Source organism: Bacillus sp. N6 (assembly GCF_052805735.1).
This window is the reverse complement of sequence record NZ_CM127843.1, coordinates 2,667,827-2,686,661: the sequence shown is the minus strand read 5'-3', so window position 1 is coordinate 2,686,661 and position 18,835 is coordinate 2,667,827. Positions and strand designations below refer to the sequence as shown.

At 32.0% G+C, this 18,835-nt stretch carries 14 protein-coding genes and 1 pseudogene; 10 read left to right on the top strand and 5 right to left on the bottom strand.

Going from position 1 to position 18,835, the window contains the following annotated elements:
- The first annotated feature begins 117 nt into the window (after nucleotides 1-117).
- The 7 genes and pseudogenes from ACUXVC_RS13745 to ACUXVC_RS13715 form a co-directional block, all read left to right on the top strand.
- On the top strand, nucleotides 118-642 hold the full coding sequence (locus ACUXVC_RS13745; protein ID WP_098976491.1) for an AraC family transcriptional regulator: 525 nt from the start codon (nucleotides 118-120) through the stop codon (nucleotides 640-642).
- A gap of 83 nt (nucleotides 643-725) precedes the next feature.
- Nucleotides 726-1,241: a DinB family protein gene (locus tag ACUXVC_RS13740; protein ID WP_023522123.1), complete on the top strand. Its 516-nt coding sequence runs from the start codon at nucleotides 726-728 to the stop codon at nucleotides 1,239-1,241.
- Between the two features lie 528 nt (nucleotides 1,242-1,769).
- Nucleotides 1,770-3,722, top strand: coding sequence for a bifunctional metallophosphatase/5'-nucleotidase (locus ACUXVC_RS13735; RefSeq protein WP_446025705.1), 1,953 nt, complete (start codon nucleotides 1,770-1,772; stop codon nucleotides 3,720-3,722).
- 340 nt (nucleotides 3,723-4,062) lie between these two features.
- Nucleotides 4,063-5,766, top strand: coding sequence for a M4 family metallopeptidase (locus tag ACUXVC_RS13730; protein WP_089171193.1), 1,704 nt, complete (start codon nucleotides 4,063-4,065; stop codon nucleotides 5,764-5,766).
- Nucleotides 5,767-6,251: 485 nt separating this feature from the next.
- Nucleotides 6,252-8,798, top strand: coding sequence for a type I pullulanase (gene pulA, locus ACUXVC_RS13725; protein WP_144465237.1), 2,547 nt, complete (start codon nucleotides 6,252-6,254; stop codon nucleotides 8,796-8,798).
- Nucleotides 8,799-9,168: 370 nt separating this feature from the next.
- Nucleotides 9,169-9,768, top strand: coding sequence for an undecaprenyl-diphosphatase (locus tag ACUXVC_RS13720; RefSeq protein ID WP_088023967.1), 600 nt, complete (start codon nucleotides 9,169-9,171; stop codon nucleotides 9,766-9,768).
- A gap of 38 nt (nucleotides 9,769-9,806) precedes the next feature.
- Nucleotides 9,807-10,164 (top strand): annotated as a pseudogene (locus ACUXVC_RS13715) (hypothetical protein); the annotation flags it as partial.
- A 168-nt stretch (nucleotides 10,165-10,332) separates the two neighbouring features.
- On the opposite strand, the gene ACUXVC_RS13710 reads toward ACUXVC_RS13715, so the two are convergent.
- The gene (locus tag ACUXVC_RS13710; protein WP_144465235.1) at nucleotides 10,333-11,334 is read right to left on the bottom strand and encodes an alpha/beta hydrolase; all 1,002 of its coding nucleotides are present in this window, start codon (nucleotides 11,332-11,334) and stop codon (nucleotides 10,333-10,335) included.
- Nucleotides 11,335-11,915: 581 nt separating this feature from the next.
- Here ACUXVC_RS13710 and ACUXVC_RS13705 point away from each other — a divergent pair.
- Nucleotides 11,916-13,340, top strand: coding sequence for an ABC transporter permease (locus tag ACUXVC_RS13705; protein WP_095690762.1), 1,425 nt, complete (start codon nucleotides 11,916-11,918; stop codon nucleotides 13,338-13,340).
- Nucleotides 13,341-13,351: 11 nt separating this feature from the next.
- A complete protein-coding gene (locus ACUXVC_RS13700; protein ID WP_000447853.1) occupies nucleotides 13,352-14,029 on the top strand; it encodes an ABC transporter ATP-binding protein in 678 nt (225 codons plus the stop codon).
- A 231-nt stretch (nucleotides 14,030-14,260) separates the two neighbouring features.
- Here the strand turns inward: ACUXVC_RS13700 and ACUXVC_RS13695 are convergent, their stop codons facing one another.
- The 4 genes from ACUXVC_RS13695 to ACUXVC_RS13680 form a co-directional block, all read right to left on the bottom strand.
- Nucleotides 14,261-14,443, bottom strand: coding sequence for a hypothetical protein (locus ACUXVC_RS13695; RefSeq protein WP_144465234.1), 183 nt, complete (start codon nucleotides 14,441-14,443; stop codon nucleotides 14,261-14,263).
- A gap of 201 nt (nucleotides 14,444-14,644) precedes the next feature.
- On the bottom strand, nucleotides 14,645-15,181 hold the full coding sequence (locus ACUXVC_RS13690; RefSeq protein ID WP_446026149.1) for a DinB family protein: 537 nt from the start codon (nucleotides 15,179-15,181) through the stop codon (nucleotides 14,645-14,647).
- A 215-nt stretch (nucleotides 15,182-15,396) separates the two neighbouring features.
- Nucleotides 15,397-16,869: an ATP-binding protein gene (locus ACUXVC_RS13685; protein ID WP_446026148.1), complete on the bottom strand. Its 1,473-nt coding sequence runs from the start codon at nucleotides 16,867-16,869 to the stop codon at nucleotides 15,397-15,399.
- Nucleotides 16,862-17,527 carry a response regulator transcription factor gene (locus ACUXVC_RS13680; protein ID WP_000800727.1) on the bottom strand — a complete coding sequence of 222 codons (666 nt, stop codon included), beginning with the start codon at nucleotides 17,525-17,527 and terminating at the stop codon, nucleotides 16,862-16,864. Before ACUXVC_RS13680 ends, ACUXVC_RS13685 begins: the two co-directional genes overlap by 8 nt.
- A gap of 447 nt (nucleotides 17,528-17,974) precedes the next feature.
- On the opposite strand from ACUXVC_RS13680, the gene ACUXVC_RS13675 reads away from it, so the two are divergent.
- Nucleotides 17,975-18,667, top strand: a complete 693-nt coding sequence (locus ACUXVC_RS13675; protein WP_000540709.1) for an HAD-IA family hydrolase — start codon at nucleotides 17,975-17,977, stop codon at nucleotides 18,665-18,667.
- Nucleotides 18,668-18,835 lie beyond the last annotated feature (168 nt).

The following is an 18,835-nucleotide window of genomic DNA, read 5'->3' as shown; positions in this document are numbered from 1 at the left end:
CCATCGCTGATTAAAGTTTCACTTTATGTGATTAGAAAATTCTTTTTGTTTAAGAAGGAATAAATATTAAAGAAAGCTAAATAAACAGTGTACGTATTTATAGAGGAGAAGATGTAAATGAAAGTTGTTATAAAAAAATTACCACCATTAGAAGTAGCGTATATAAGACGAACTGGTAGCTACTTTGAACCGCAAGATCATTGGGGAAAGTTACTGAACTGGTCAATTGAAAATAAACTGTATCCACCAGAGCAATCATTTATCGGAATATCATTAGATAATCCTGAACTTGTTGCAAGTCATAAGTGCCGGCATGATGCATGTGTTACGATTCCTGAAAACTTCGATAAAGCAAAGTATCATGATGTGCAATTTAAAAGATTAGATGGAGGTACATATGGTCTATACCAGTTTTATGATGAACCTTATAAATTAAGTGAAGCGTATCAATACATGTATGCGGAGTGGCTACCAAATAGTGAGTATGATGCAGATTATGATAGAGATAATTTAGAGTTTTGCTTAAATAATGTTGCTGAAGATCTAGAAGGAAAGTTAAAGGTTGATTTATTTGTGCCAATTAAAAACATACCAAAAAAAACAAATAACTTCATTTGTGGCTTTAAAATGAAATTGGAATAGTAGTGAAAGAAAATCTTTTTTCGAAAATAATATTTTTAGCGTAGAAATTTAAGTATGTAAGTTGCAATGAAAGGAGAATCCGCATGGACAAATTTGTAAATAACAAGTTTTATGAAACGAGAAATCAATTAGTTGAGGAAATTTCTTTGTTGAGTGATACTCAATTTAATAGGAAACCAGAAAAGGATAAATGGAGTATTGCACAAGTTTGTCATCATTTAGTTTTATTAGATGAGAGAGTGATAACAGTTATTTTGTCAGGATTAAAAAAGTTAGATAGTGCCCAAAATGAGCGTAAAGAAATTCACACTATATTATTAGATAGAACGAAAAAGTTTATAGCTCCAGAAATGATTGAACCGAGTATAGAACCATTTGAAGTGCAGCAAATGCTCAATATGCTAAGCAAATCAAGAAAAGAATTGATGCATTTCCTGAGTACAATAGAAGATGAGTCTGTATTAGCGAAAAAATCAGTGATGCATCCAGCTCTTGGAGAATTGCCCCTTGATCAGTGGATAGAACTGATCTATTTGCATGAACAGCGTCATATTTCACAAATTAAAGAAATAAAATTGCTTTGTGAAATTGAAAAGTAAAAATTATTCCCTATTTATTGATACGTATTATAAACAGGGGAAACGGTTGATTCATATTGATTCAGAAGAAAACAAAAATATAATGAAATTAGTTGAAAGTGACCAATAAGCTTAAGAAAATATGAAACTATCCGATTTTCTGTATAAGTGTAACCCCGTCTTAAATGAAGAGCGGGGTTATTTTTTTGAAAATGTATTTATTTAGAAGGAGATAAATCAGCAACGAAACTCAAAAAATTAATCATCATAACATATTGTATATGCCCGTTTTAATAAATTGAAATGATGATAAATGATATGTCCTTATTTTGAAAGTACACTTCACACCCTTAAGGAAGGGGGATTCTGTCAGAAAACGATAAAATACAATTCTGTTAGGGATGTATGCAATTTATTCTCTTTATTTTTGCAACAGAACCACCTTCAAAATTATCTTTTGTAGTTGAAGTTTCCTGAATAATAAGTTACATTTTTAAAGTTCAAGCAACTTTATGAAAGTACAAAAAGGGGAGAAATATTATTATTATTATGCAAAAAATGAAATGGAAGAACTATGTATGTTACTTTGTAATTCTATTACTGCTTGGAACGGCAGTAATAGTCAAACCATCTATCTCTAAGGCTGAGGAATCTGAAGTTAATATCACATTGTTAGGTACTGCAGATATTCATGGTAGATTTATGCCTTGGGATTATGCGCTTGATGGAGCAAATATGAGTGGAAGTTTGACGCAGCTTTATACGGTTATAAAGAAGGTCCGTCAAGAAAATCCAAATACCATATTAGTAGATGCCGGGGATACAATTCAAGGAAACTCAGTAGAATTATTCAACGATAAGCCACAATCGCCAATGATGGTAGCGATGAATACAATGGGATATGACGCCTGGGCATTTGGAAATCATGAATTCAACTTTGGATTAGATACATTGAAAAAAGTTAGTGAGCAATATAAGGGAAAAACGTTAGCAGGAAATATTTACAAGGAAAATGGAGAGAGCTTTCTTCCTGCATATACAATTGTAGAGAAAGGTGGAATTAAAGTTGGGATTATTGGTATGAATACACCAATGATTAGTGATTTTGAAAAAGGGACAGATCACTTAAATGGTTTAGTGGTGAAAAATCCGGTAGAAGAGACGAAAAAGGCAATTAAGGAATTAGAAGGTAAAGTAGATGTAATGGTAGGAGTTATGCATATGGGACTAGAAAATGAGAATGGTATCCCTGGTACTGGTGTTCAAGATATTGCAAATGCTTGTCCGGAACTAAGTGCTATTTTTGCGGCTCATATGCATAAACTTGTAAAAAAAGAAGTTGTAAATGGCGTAATTATTACAGAACCAGATAAATATGGAACACATATTTCACGTATTGACCTTACTTTTACAAAGCAAGATGGGAAGTTGGTTTTAAAAGATAAAACTGCTACCGCTATACCTGTAAAAAATGCTGATGGAACAACGATATTATCTGATCCTACACTTGAAGAAACACTAACACCTTTTCACGAATATGCGAGAGGAGATGCAAATGTTGTAGTCGCTCAATTAAAGGGTAGAAATCTTGTTCCTGAAAATGAAATAAAGGGTATCCCAAGTGTTCAGGTTCAAGAAACACCTTTATCAGATTTCTTTCATGAAGTCATGCTCTACTACAGTAAAGCAGATGTAGTAGCCCATCAAATTGATAATGATTATGCCCGTTTGGATACAGGTCCTATTAAGAAAAAAGATATTGCGTATAATTACCAATATGCCTTGGGAGAAATTACAGTATATAAGATTTCTGGAAAAGATTTAAAAGACTATATGGAATGGGCAGCAGGATATTTTAACTCATCTCGTGCCGGAGATGTAACCGTTAGCTTTGATAAAACCCGCCGTGCATCTAAATACAGTACGAACGATTTCTTTGGAGGCGTAAAATACGAAATTGACTTAACAAAACCATACGGAAGTAGAATTACAAATTTACGCTCTATTCGTACAAACAAACCAATCAAAATGAGCGATGTTATGACGCTGGGAATGAATGCATATAGAATGGAGGCTCTTCAGGCAAAAGGAGGAGCTTTAGAGGGGCGTAAGTTTGAACAAATTTGGTCATCTAAACAAGAGAATGCATTTGGAGAAACAGGTGGAACCATTCGTAACCTTGCTATTACATATTTAAAAGAGGTAAAGAACGGTGTATACACACCAAAAGTTATGCGTAATTGGAAAATTACTGGTGTAGATTTACATTCTTCAGAGCATAAGGCTGTAGTTGATCTTGTGAATAAAGGGATTTTAGAAATTCCAAAAACAGAAGACGGAAAATACACAAATATAGCATCTATAAATACGAAAGACTCAATTTCAAAAGAAGAGATTGTAGCACTCTCACAAAAAGCAAATATTAATCCAAATCAGTTTAAGCATATAAAAACGAAAGGTGAATTTTACAAAAAACTTAGTAGGATTACTAAAAAAATATAAATTATAAGGTTTCTTATAGTAATTGTTATTTTAATAACATTAAACCCACTCTTAAAATAGTAAAGAGTGGGTTTTTATGTTGTTATTTAGAGGTAAGTATACTTTTATTACAATGAATATAGATAATTAATAGCTAACCAATTGGATGAGCGCCTATAAGGACTCTCTTTTATTCAAATTAATGTACATATGTGTTCCGTTCATTATTTATAATATTGACCACAATTTATGTAATTTTGCATAATGTTACATAAATTTTGTATTTTCTCTTTTTTCCGACAGGAATAGACAGTATACTTTGTACAAGCTTTCTATTTCAAAAATTATACGAGGTGAAATAATGAAAAACAAAAAGACATTAACTAAGGTAGCATTAACAACAGGATTAGCTTTAACAGCTGTGGCACCATATGGGGTAGGTCATGCAGAGGAAACAGATCAACTACAAGTTCAAATTCAGGAAGAATCGTTCCGTTCGGGTGAACTGACACAACCGTCACAAAAGACACCAGAAAATGTAGTAAAGGATGCACTTAAGGAGAAAACAGAGCAAGCTCTCTCCCAAAAACAAGTCAATGGAGAAGCAGGAGTAGATTATAAAGTCCTTCAAAAACGTGGTTCGTATGATGGAACTACACTTGTACGTATGCAGCAAACATACGAAGGAAAAGAAGTATATGGTCATCAATTAACTGCACACGTAGATAATAATGGTGTTATTAAAAGTGTTTCAGGTGATAGCGCGCAAAATTTAAAACAAGAAGAATTGAAAAAACCTATTAATCTATCAAAAGATGAAGCAAAACAATTTATTTATACGAAGTACGGGAACGATATCAAGTTTATTACTGAGCCAGAAGTTAAAGAGGTTATTTTTGTTGATGAAAATAATGGACAAGCTAAAAATGCATACCAAGTTAAATTTGAAGCTGCAACACCAAACTATGTTTCTGGTACTTATTTAGTAAATGCACAAAATGGTGATATGTTAAAAAATATGGTACAAGAATCTAACTTAAAAGCCAGTGACAAACTAGTTGGCGCTTTAAAGAAAAGTAAACAAAGCAGTCTTACATCATTAACCGGAACAGGAAAAGATGATTTAGGTATTAATCGTTCATTTGGTATCTCTAAACAAAGTAATGGCAAATATGCTCTTGCTGATTATACAAGAGGGCAAGGAATTGAAACATATGATGTGAATTACAGAGATATTACTAAAGAAGAAAGCTATTATCCTGGTACATTAGCGACTAGTACTTCGGCAACATTTAACGATCCAAAAGCAGTAAGTGCTCATTACTTAGCAACAAAAGTATTTGATTTTTATAAAGATAAATACAAGCGTAATAGCTTTGATAATAAGGGACAAAAGGTAGTTTCAGTTGTACACGCTTGGGATTCTGAAGAGACGAATGATCCGAAGAATTGGCAGAATGCATTAAGTGCTAATAATGGAAGTATGCTTGTATATGGTGATCCTATTGTTAAAGCATATGACGTAGCTGGACATGAATTTACACATGCTGTTACTTCTAGCGAATCTAATCTTGAATATTACGGGGAATCCGGTGCAATTAATGAGGCACTATCTGATATAATGGGAACATCTATTGAGAAATACGTAAATAATGGCAACTTTAACTGGACAATGGGAGAACAAACGGGATCTGTTTTCCGTGATATGGAAAACCCAGCTTCTGTTCCATCTTCACTTGGAGTACCTTATCCAGATGATTACAGTGAATTTAACGATTTTAATGGATGGGATCAAGGCGGTGTTCATTTTAATTCAAGTATTATTAATAAAGTTGCGTATCTCATTGCAAAAGGCGGAACTCATAACGGAGTGACTGTTAAAGGAATTGGTGAAGATAAAATGTTTGATATTTTCTATTATGCAAATACTGATGAGTTAAACATGACTTCTAATTTCAAAGAATTGAGATCAGCATGTATTCGAGTGGCAACTAATAAATATGGTGCAAATACAGCTGAAGTTCAAGCAGTTCAAAAGGCATTTGATGCAGCAAAAATTAAGTAATTTAGAAATATAGTTATCATTCATATATTAATACATTATGAAAAACAGCTAATATCATTTTAAGGATATTAGCTGTTTTTTTACTTAGCAATGTATTGTTGGAAATAAACTGACTAAGCAATAATTAGGTGCGTTATCTGTAAGAAGTTGCGACAAATAAATAAGGTTTAAAGTGTGTAAAAACAGAAAATTAATAATATATTGACCTCTTGATAGAAAGTCTATAAAATGAAAGCGATAACAAACGATTGCTTTAAAATGATTTCCCTGACCTTTTAGCATTTACAAATATATGAGGGCATACACAAATCTATTTTTTTAAGCAATTAATGCAAACGTTTTCGTATTAAAAGGTCATTGAAATACATACGTGAAAATAGCCAATATGGAGGTGAATTAAAAGAGATTTCTAGATTAATTTAAGCAGTGTTATTCAGTGTAAGCATAATAAATCGCTAGTAATATTTGAAGAAAGGGTGTATGTGGTGCAAATTACAAAAAGGTTAATTAACAAATCATTCTTATTACTTACCATAATCGTTATGTTATCATCTGTTTTCTCCTTTCAGAGTGTGAAGGCAATTTCAAATTCGAAAACAACTGAAATTATCATTCATTACAAAGAGAAGCTTGGAAATACAAAAGACTGGAATCTTTGGTTATGGGGTGAAAATGCAAATGGTACATCTTATGAATTTACTGGTGAAGATGAATTTGGAAAATACGCTAAGATAAAAATAGACGGTGACTATAATCGTGTAGGATTTATAGTTCGAACAAATGAATGGGAAAAAGATGGTGGAGATCGTTGGATTGAAAATATAAAGGACGGTCGTGCTGAAGTATGGATTCTTTCGGGTGATGAAAAAGTATATAACTCTAAGCCTTCATCGGATCTCTCAATTCAAAAAGCAACTATTGATAGTTTCCATGAAATTACTGTAACGACTAATGTCCCCTTTAATATTAGGGAAAAGAAAATTGAAATTGAAGGCATTAAAATTAAGAATATTAGTCCTTATGATATAAACAGTGGAGATATTACTAATAAGGTTAAAATAATTACGGAACAGAAAATTGATTTAAAACAAACATACAAACTTAAAATAGAAAACTTAGCTGATACGAATACTGAAATTGGTAAAGTCATTCGTAGCGAGGAATTTGATAATTTATTTTATTATAGTGGTAACGATTTAGGGAATACATATACCGCGCAACATACAAAGTTCCGTGTATGGGCTCCTACTGCAAGTGAAGCGAAGTTAGTTACATATAAAAAATGGAACGATAAAATAGGTACTGAAATAAACATGCAGCAAAGTGTAAAAGGAACTTGGACTGCAGAACTAAAAGGGAACCAAAAAGGGCTCTTTTATACGTATAAGGTCAAAATTGGTGATAAGTGGACTGAAGCAGTTGATCCATATGTGCGTGCTGCTTCTGTAAATGGGGATAAAGGTGCAGTCGTTAATTTAGAAGAAACAAATCCGAAAAAATGGAAAGCAAACAAAAAGCCAAAATTTAAAAATCCGGAAGATGCTATTATTTATGAGTTACATGTACGCGATCTTTCCATCCAATCTGAAAGTGGTATTAAACAGAAAGGGAAGTATTTAGGTGTAACAGAAAAAGGAACAAAAGGGCCAGAAGGTGTAAAAACAGGACTTGATCATATAAAGGATCTTGGTGTTACTCACGTTCAGTTTTTACCAATATTTGATTATGCTTCTGTAAATGAAGAGACTTTAAATGAACCGCAATATAACTGGGGATATGATCCTAAAAATTTCAACGTTCCAGAAGGCTCCTATTCTACAAATCCTTATGAGCCGACTGTTCGAATAACTGAATTAAAGCAAATGGTTCAAACACTGCATGATAATAATCTTCGTGTGGTGATGGATGTAGTATATAACCATATGTATAACGCTGCTGAGTCTAATTTTCATAAGTTAGTTCCAGGTTATTATTATCGTTACAATGAAGATGGAACATTTGCAAATGGAACTGGAGTAGGAAACGATACTGCTTCAGAAAGAAAAATGATGAGGAAATTTATGATGGATTCCGTCACATATTGGGCAAAAGAATACAATTTAGATGGATTCCGTTTTGATTTAATGGGTATTCATGATTATGAAACGATGAATGAAATACGTAAAGCTGTTAATCAAATTGACCCTTCTATTATACTACACGGAGAAGGATGGGATTTAAATACACCTCTTGCAGCTGAGCTGAAAGCAAATCAAAAAAATGCAGAGAAAATGAAAGGGATTGCTCATTTTAATGATAATATACGTGATGGATTGAAAGGTAGTGTATTTGAAGAGAAGGAAAATGGTTTTATAAATGGAAAGGAAAACATGGAAGATCGTATTAAAAAAGGTATTACGGCAGGTATTGACTACGATACAAATTCGTCTACCTATCAAGATCCAGAGCAGGTGCTAACTTATGTGGAAGCACATGACAATCATACATTATGGGATAAACTTGAGTTAACTAATCCAGGTGACAACGATGAAGTGCGAAAACAAATGCACAAATTGTCTTCTTCGATTTTATTAACATCACAAGGAATTCCATTTTTACATGCAGGGCAAGAGTTTATGCGGACGAAATATGGTGATCATAATAGTTACAAATCTCCAGATTCAATTAACCAGATGGATTGGCTGCGCCGTGCAACGTTTAATAATGAAGTAGATTATATGAAGGGCTTAATAGAATTACGCAAAAAGTACTCAGCTTTTCGAATGACATCTGCAGAGCAAATAAAAACACAAGTTTCATTTATAGGTGCCCCGAAAAATACGGTAGCTTATACAATAGAGGGGAATAAAAATGAATACTTTACGGTGGCTCACAATGCAAATAGAGAAGCGGTTGAAATAACACTTCCATCGAAAGGGCCTTGGAAAGTACTAGTAGACGGGAAGCAGGCGGGAAGTAAACCACTTTATGTTGTCCATGACAATAAAATTAAAGTTCCTGCATTAAGTTCATTTGTTTTAAAGTTAAAATAATATAATTTCACATACTGTAATTATATTACAATTTAATAAACAAAAAGAGAAGAACTCACCAAGGTTCTTCTCTTTTTCATGTGAAATTAGGGTTTCCATAATTGTAGATATAAGAGTTCTTGAAAATATCAAAAGGCAAGACGATGAACCTATTTACAAAATGACAAGAAAATGACAAAACTGTAAGAATGCATGAATGTTTGTAAGAAAGTTCGATGTTTTCCTTTTTCTTTTTTTATTAAAGTGAAAAAGAAGAAAGTGATGTCATAAGAGGTTGATATTTTTAGATAGATACAATAACCAAAACTATTTATGTAATGAAAGTATATGGAAATCAGTAAAACACCTTACTAAAAAGGAGGGATTTGAAATGTCTTTTTCTCAATTCAATATTGATGTTTTTCGAGCAATTAATGATTTAGGTAAACAATATTCATTCCTAAACTCAGCCATGGTATTTTTGGCAGAATATATGGTATATATTTTTGCTTTAATTATTTTAGCTTATTGGTTTACTGGGTCCAGAAAAAGTAGAATGATGGTTATTCAAGCGCTGGTTGCTTTTGTAATTGCCGAGGTAATCGGGAAAATAGCAGGGAAATTTCATTTGAATTATCAACCGTTTGCAGTATTACCTGATGTTAATAAACTTGTCAATCATGCTATAGATAATTCATTTCCTAGCGACCATACGATTCTCTTTTTTTCGATTTGTTTTTCATTTTGGCTTGTTCGTAAGAAGACTGGATGGTTATGGCTTATACTTGCATTTTGTGTGGCAATCTCTCGTATTTGGGTAGGAGTTCATTATCCTTTTGATGTAGTAATAGGGGCTTTAATAGGATGTGTTTCAGCGTTATTTTCGTATTGGTTTATACCGAAATTTTCTTTTATCAACAAGTTGCTTACTCTATATGGAAGAGTAGAGAAACATGTTTTACCATCAAAAAACAAATCAAAGGGATTTTGAGTATACAAGTATGTGAGTCTTTTGAATAACCAAATGGCATTACATTAAATCGTCTTGGAGGTCATTTTAAAGGAAGAACTGTTTTACACTGGAAAGTTGGAAATTATATTAAGGCATTTTGCTAACAGGTGATATTTTTCAAGTGATTGCCAACTGTCAGTGAGTGAGTTTCATGTACAGTTATCTACATCCACTGCTAGTAAAGTAAAATTGCTGACGGATATAGTAAAAGGGCTACCATTCAACCGTATTTATAATGCTTTTCATCGAGTCGTGTCAAAGCATGTGGACCTTGCTGTTCAGAAGTCAGCAGATCGATACATAAATGCACTGCAGGGAACACGTTTTAATACATGGGATGTTTCAATATTATCTATAGATATCTGTAAGGAATAAAAATAAATAGATAAGTTTAGAGCATGTTATTATCATTTTTTAAAACATGCTCTTTGTATTTAAAGTAACACCAGCATTACTGACACGTACAAGTTATCAACAATCTTTATGTTGAAAGAATCTTAGTGTACGAATGTTGGTACTACCCCTACTTAGTAATCTCACAATTTAAGACCTGTCATTGGATAAGTGCAGGGAGTTCAATCGATTTTGAATAAAATTGATAGTATCAGTTGCAATTTTTTTACGTTTAAGAACTATCCCGGCATGCCCACATGTATAAATATATCGTGTAGGCCTTTCCCAAGATTCCCACAAGTAGTCTGTATCCTCAGAATGCACATATAGATCATGCTTACCTGAAATTAATAAAATATTTTCTTTTTTTACTTTTGGTAATGCTTGACTCGGTTCAGTGATTTTCCAATAATCTATTAAATCATCATACGTTACACCATGATGTTCCAAGTCTTCTCTAATAAATTTACCTGGAGTTGTATTCCAAATTGAATAAGAGATTCGATTTGCATAGAAAATGGATGCTAACACATCAATTTCTTCTTCAACAAGAGAGGTTAAGTTAGTAATAAATCCACCTAAACTAATTCCTATTAGAATCAGGGGACCATTTTTATTTGCTTTAATCCATTTAATCAAAGCTCGTAAATCAGCTACCGCTTGTCTAGTTGCTTGTACTGTTCGTTCAATATTTGCACTTACCATATACTCTCCACTGAAAAAGGATTGATCGGGTTTTCTTTCAAAATGATAGGGTAGAGTGAAATAATACATATTCCACTTCAGGCTGGTCATATGATCGTGGAATATTTTTTTCACACGTTCGTTAGAATCCATTCTCCAACCGTGAACAAAGATAACATGAGGTGCATTTTCATTTTTATGTAAGAATAATTCCCCAGTTACAGAGTCGTTGCGTGAATCACCGGATTGAACCGAGCTTTTATATTTGAATTGCCCAACCATGTATTCCTTTTCCTGTTTTGAATGCTTAATGTCAAAATGAATATAGGATGGTTTTACTTTATAAAAAGATTCTATGTCCTTTATATTTAATGAAGTGTTAGAAAGGGAAGTATACTGAAACGCTACACTTCTTTTTTTGTGTAAATCATATAAGGTGTAACGATCAATGAGTTTTGAAAAAATCAAATTAACCTCCTCCAAAATACATATTGTTTAAAACATGGACAAAATTTATGTTGTAAATTAATTATAAAATATTCTCTTTTCCTAATAGTAGGTGATAAATTTGTATATCATATTATAAAGCTTGCAATAAAATAAAACTATAAATAAATTATACTAAAATCTAAAAAGTAAGTTAATATTCTTATTCATATAAGAGAATATTAACTTGCTTATTTTCGTATTAAAAGATGCACCTTTTAAAGCGACGTGATTTGTATGAGATACAGTAACTATATTAAAATCCCTATATTATAGATATCCAAATAAGTTTCTCTATATTTATTGTATAGAAATTACACAGTAAATATTTTTTGTGCTACATACATTAAATTAATCTTAACCTTTATATAAATTTATTAAACGGAATAACTCCTTACCAATATTCAAAAACGGCTGCGTTTTTGAATTTGTGTTCTAGCTTTTTTGGAACAGGTAAATAACTACACATAAACTCCTTATTTCTCTAGTTAAACTACCGATTAGCTCCATATAAACTCTAGATAACCTATATAGAATACAAGATATCAAGGAGGTAAGAAAAAATGAATTTTATGAAACGAGCAATTCTCAGTATGAAAAAAAGGATAGGAACATCATTAATTTTGATGGCAGTTTTTCTGATTGTTACAAATTTGGTTCTTTCAGGTTTCACAATCCAAAATGCGTCAAAAAAAGCAGCGGATGCTGCGAGAAAAAAACTTGGTGCAGATGTTACTTTAGGTCTTGATTTCGACAAATTAGGTCAAAAAGCTAAGGAAACTGGAGAAATGCCAAATCCACCGCAGCTCGATACAAAAGAAACAGATCAATTAGCGAAATCCAAGTATGTAAAAGACTATAATTACATAGCTAACACTTTTGGTATTTCTGATGGACTTAAACTAGTAGGAGCTTCAGAAGAAGAAGGAAAAGGTAAAGCCGGAATGGCGGCTGTGCGAGGCGGTTCAAGCTCTGGTACAGAAATAGATATGAATGCTTCTTTTATGATTGAGGGAGTTCGCAAGACTGCATTACAAGAAAGCTTTAAAAACGGAAAAAGTAAAATCATTGATGGAAAACCAATTACAGAGCAAATGAAGGATCAGAATGTAGCTTTAATGGAAAAACGATTAGCGGAATTAAACAATTTGAAAGTAGGAGACAAAGTTAAAGTGCAATCAGGGGATAAGAAGGAAACCCTTGAGGTTGAAATTATCGGTATTTACGAAACAAATGAGCAAGCAATGGGTCAACAGGCTCCTCCTATTATGGATCCAGCTAATAAACTATATATGCCGCATTCAACTATGAAAAAATTAGAAGTAGACCAAGGTATAAGTAGTGTTCAAGTCGTGTATTTCTTGAATGATCCACAATATATTGATGCATTTAAAAAAGAAGCAAAAAAATCTAATATTGATTTTAATTATTATAAATTAGATGCGCATGATTCATTGTACAAGCAAATGATTGGTCCTATCGAAAATATCTCTTCGACTTCTCAAATGATCATTTATATTGTATCGATTGCAGGTGCGATCATTTTAGGATTAATCATTATGCTATCAATTAAAGGGCGTCGTAAAGAAATGGGAATTCTATTGTCTATTGGAGAGAAAAAGTGGAAACTGATGGCGCAATTCGTAGTAGAAGTAGTGTGTGTCGCTATTTTAGCATTTGGATTATCCATAACAACAGGAGCTAAAGTTTCTCAATATATCGGGGATAATTTACTTTCGAATGAAATTGCTACTGCAAGCGAAGAAACAGATACCTCGCAACATGGTACTGTAATGATGGCTGGACCCGGTGGTACTCTACAAAATCAAAAAGAAGATCCAATTGATAAAATTGATGTAAGTGTAACAGGAGAAGATGTAGGAAAAATGGGTGGGATTGGACTAGCTATTGCTATAATAGCAACGCTTCTTCCAGCATTATCTATTCTACGTTTAAACCCAAAACAAATTCTTTTAAAAGATGAATGAGGAGGCTCGATATGGAGACGATTTTACAGTTTAAAAATTTGGATTATTATTATGAAAGTAACGGAAAAAATGTAGCGATACTAGATAATGTTAACTTTTCTTTTCAAAAAGGACATTTCTACACGATTTTAGGACCATCTGGATCTGGTAAAACTACAACTCTGAGCTTAGGTTGTGGACTAGATGTCCCTAAAAATGGTTATGTACTGTATAATGGCAAAGATATTAGAAAAATTGGTTTGGATCGATACCGTAATCAAAATGTATCTGTAATTTTCCAATCTTATAACTTAATTACCTATATGACCGCTCTTCAAAACGTCTTAACAGCAATGGAAATTACAGGTGTTAAAGTGCAAAATAAAACAGCAAGAGCATTAGAATTATTAGAGAGGGTAGGACTCACAGAACTTGAAGCGAAACGAAACGTATTGCAACTAAGTGGCGGGCAACAACAGCGTGTAGCAATCGCTCGAGCACTATCTTGTAATGTTGATTTACTAATTGCAGATGAGCCGACAGGAAACCTCGACGAAGAAACCGCAATGGATATAATAGAACTGTTTCAAGAACTTGCACATAAAGAGAATAAATGCATTATTGTTGTGACTCACTCACAGGAGGTTGCAAAAAAATCAGATCGTGCGGTGTATTTAAGTAAGAAGAAGTTGGTCGTAAATGAAATTTAATATAAATATCGTAGTTATTAAATTCACATAATTTTCAAAATCCATTCCTTTCAAAAGTTTATATTTGATTTATAATAATATCAAGCCATAACCAAAATGGTCTCCCTGTACTGAATGTTAAAATAGTTTGTTGTTCCCGTTTTAATAATATTTGAAAAAGAACTTGTATGATATTCTACAAGTTCTTTTTATTATAATTGGTTACCTATATCATGGGATAATCACACATAGTTATTGCAGAATTAAACCTACAATCATAATTAAACTAACTACTATTATCCAACCAAACGCACAATAGCCAAAAATTCTAATCCATTTAGGTAATTGATTCATGTTAATTTTATTTGAGGGAACTCCCTGCATAGAAAACATCATTTTTTGATCTCTATCTCTATTATTTTGCTGTTCATACATAATATCATCACCTTTCCAGATATATTGAGTTTGTAGTATATCAACCTAAAGAAATTCATGTACAGAATAAAAGGGGATAGCATATATATTATGTGGTGGACTTTATAAATAAATGCATTTAATCACCATGGTTCTAAGCACTAATCCGTTATAAATACTGAAAAAGAGCCCTACATAAATAGGACTCATTTTCTTCAAATGTTAAGTTGCTGGATATAAATCAGAACCAAGGTAACGTTCTTTTATAATTTGAAGATGATGAAGTTCATGACCAGCAATGATGTATGCTAATGCACGAACTGTAACTTCAGAATTATTCGCATTTCCTCTTTGTGACCAAGCTTCTTTATCTAAGCTTCTAAGTAAATACAGGGTAGATTGGCGAACAACTATTAAATTCTCAAGAAGATCTTGCATAGATTGCTTATCAAAAGCAGCTCTAAGAACATACATATCATCATTATAGCCTGGAAGTTCTGCTGTCTCGCCTCGAGCGATTGATAGCAATCGATACGCCATAATCCGTTCTGTATCTGTTATATGACCGATTACTTCTTTTATACTCCATTTAGTAGGAGCATACCGGAAAAGCCCCTCACTATTAGAAATTCCCTTTAATAAAAGATTCGTTTCCTTCATTTGTTGTTCTAGAATATGTATGATATTTCCGTCTAATACTAAGTTGGTATACGTTGCATAATAGGAGTTATATTCACTTACCTTTGGTCTTATTTGCATACGAATCATCCTTTTTGTTTTATGTTTAATCGTTACATATAGCTTATCATAAAAGAATTCCAAATTAATCTGAAAAGTAGAAGATAAATATGTAAATTGAATACAGTTTGTCACTACTTATGATAATCGCCATTTAAGAAGCAGCATTTGTCCATTAAGTGAAAAACCTGTTAATAAGTTTATATTTACTACAAAAACAAACAAACTCGTCCTATTTAAAGGAGAGTTTGTTTGTTTTTGTGTTTAAATAATGGAATCCTCATGCGAAATTGCACACTATGTTCCATATTTTTTATTGAATACTTTATATCTAGCGTTTCAAGAATTTGTTTAACAATATATAACCCCAAACCACTTCCTCCAGTATTTCGATTTCTTGATTTTTCAATTCGATAAAATGGTTTGAAAATTTGTTGTAAATCTTCATCTTTAATATTGACACCTGTATTTATAATTTGCATTTCGATTTGACCTTGTTTCGAATCCTCACTTAACTTTATATAGACTTTTTCATTATGTGGTGAATACATAACCGCATTGTGAATAATATTTTTACATGCTTTTTCTAAAAGAGCACAATCTGTATAAATAGAAAGATCAGAATCAATTTCTTTTATTATTTCGATGCTCTTTTGAGAAGCAAAAAATTCGAGATCTTTTGTGATTGTACCTATTAACTTTGAAGGATTAACTTTCTCTACTTTTAGTTTGAAGGTGTGTTGTTCTAATTTCGATACGCTTAAAATTTCACGAACTAATTGTTCCATACTTTCAATAATTTGATGATTTTTCTTTAAATATTGATCGCGATTTTGATAAGGGCCAATATTATAAATCATCCCTTCTAAGTAGCCTTTCATTACAGTAAGAGGGGACTTTAATTCATGTGCTACAATCGCAAAAAACTCTCTGCGTTTTGTTTCTATTTCTCTTTCTTTTTCAATATCATTTTTTAATTGTTCATTTGCTTTTTTTAAATCAAACATAGCTTGTTGTAAGTTAATAGACATGTCATTCAAACTATTAGACAATTCTCCCAACTCATCTGTAGAGCGAACCTCAATTTTTTCGGAGAAATCTAAATTTGCCATCTTTTGTGCACCTTCATTAATATAAATAAGTGGCTTTGTAATAAACCTGGAATAAAAATAAGCACTCCCTATACCAATTACGAGTACAATGATACTAATATAGGGGAGAAAGCGTACTAAAACCTGTGAAGCTTCATCAATCGGTTGAAATGTAGCAAAGACTATAAGCGTTAAACTACCATCTTGGAATTGAATTGGTTTCGTAACGTTATATGAATTGCTAAGGGTACCTACATTCTCGAACCGTGTTGCTCTAGTAACTACTGTTGTTTGCGAACCACTTTGAGTAAAAGAAAATGAAGGAGAGTATTTAATTATTCCCTCATTATTTTGAAGATAAAGCATCGCATTATTTTTTTTTCCATATTCATCAAAAAGTGGTATCGCATCTTGAAACGTAAGATCTTTAGACTTATCAATGATTTCTTTTATGCCTGTTTGAAGTTGATCTGTTTTGTATTGCTCATAAAATGTAGGGAGAAAGAAGTATAAAGTTAAATAAATCAATACTGCAAAGGATAACAAAATGAGAGATGTAGTCATAAAGAGTTTATAAGTAATTTGCTTCATCTTCATAAGTTTCACAATACTATTCATCAATTTTATAACCAATACCCTTTATTGTTTTAATATAAGGGATAGCTAATTTTTTACGTAGATTTTTAATATGTGTATCAATTATTCGTGTTTCTCCAAAATAATCGTACCCCCAAACTTTCTCTACGATATTTTCTCTTGTAAGTACTTTTCTCTCATTTTGAAATAGTAGTTGTAGAATTTCAAACTCTTTTGTCGTTAATATAATTTCAACGTCATTTACATACACTCTATATGCATCCACATCGATACGAACTTCTTTAAATATCAAATGATTATTTACATTTTTATCATAACTTCTTCTAAGTACAGCTTCGACTCGTCTAATCAAAACATGAAATGAAAAGGGTTTTGTTATATAATCATCGATCCCAAGATCGAATCCTTTCATTTGATCTTCCTCTTCTTCCAACGCAGTTAGCATAATAATTGGTACGTTCGACTGACTTCGGATCATTTTAGAAACTTCAAATCCATTAAGATTGGGCATCATGACATCTAGAAGAATTAAATCAAAGGATTGCTTATTAAATTGTGTCATACCCTCTAGTCCATCTGAAGCGACTACCACTGTATAATGCTGTGTCATTAAAAATTGTTTAATTAATTCCTGAATTTCTTGATCGTCCTCAACCACGAGGATATGATAATTTTTCATAATATCACCTCTGGTAGTCATTATAGCCGTACAATCTGGAGTTTATGTGGAGATACAGTAGTAAACTTCATAGGACGTTTACTACCAAAAAGTATTATTAGCTATATTCCTTTTTTATGGAGAAATAATTGCTTAAAAAAACTTATCGTATGAATTGATGTACGATTAATATTTACGAAAAACTAATGTATAATAACGTGAATTGTATGTAGTTTCTTAAAATTCTCGAAAATATACTTTTGCTTCTTTACCAAAAGAGGAAAAGGAATTTCAATATAGAAGAAGCTACTGTAATACTAGAGTGTGTGCCAAGAACTATGGATTTCTTTCATCTAGTTTTTATTTAATCGTTACTCACTACATAACAATGTTCTTGCTAAACCAAAAGTTTAAAGGTACAAACTTGGAAAGATTTATATAATGCTAGAAAGGTTGTGAAATGATTTGATGGGTTATAAAGCGATGCTGTTTGATTTAGATGATACATTACTTGATAGGGATAAAGCAGTAGAGGCATTATTTTTAATTGTTTTAGAAAAGTGTTATGAAAATGTAGATGGTGCGGCTAAAAGCAACATGTTACAGAAATTCAAAGAATACGATAAAAGAGAATATGGCATAAGTAATAAAACGACAGTTTTAGAATCATTGTTTGATGAATTCACGCCGAAGTATAGATTGCCACGCAATTACATCCAAGATTTTTGGAATAATAATTTCCCTAGATGTTTTTCAATAGACCAAAATACTATTCATTTCTTAAATCAAATAAAGAAGCACTTTAAAGTTGGAATTATAACAAATGGCTCAACTCAGAGGCAAAAAGCTAAAATATTTAACACGAATTTAAATAGGTATTTTGAAACAATCATTATTTCTGAAGAAGTGGGATTTAGTAAACCTGATAAACGTATATTCGAACTAGCATTAAATAAGCTAAATTTACAGCCGGAAAATACTTTATTTGTTGGTGATGACTTAGAAAAGGATATTGCTGGTCCTCAAAATGTAAATATAAAAGGTGTGTGGTTTAACCCTCAGAAGATCAAGAATACTACCAAAATACAACCGTATGCCGAGATTAACACTTTGGATAGTTTGTTAAGTTATGTTACTCCACAATATTTTTATAACAAGTAAAGGCAATTCCATATATATATTCAAAAATATAAAAAAAGAGAAACTATCATTAATTTCATTGACCGTATTAGTAATAAAAAATATATACTTACAATAAAAAATATATACTTACAATAAAAAATAGGGGCGATTTTAATAGCTGTGGCTAATTTAATCTATGATTAATAC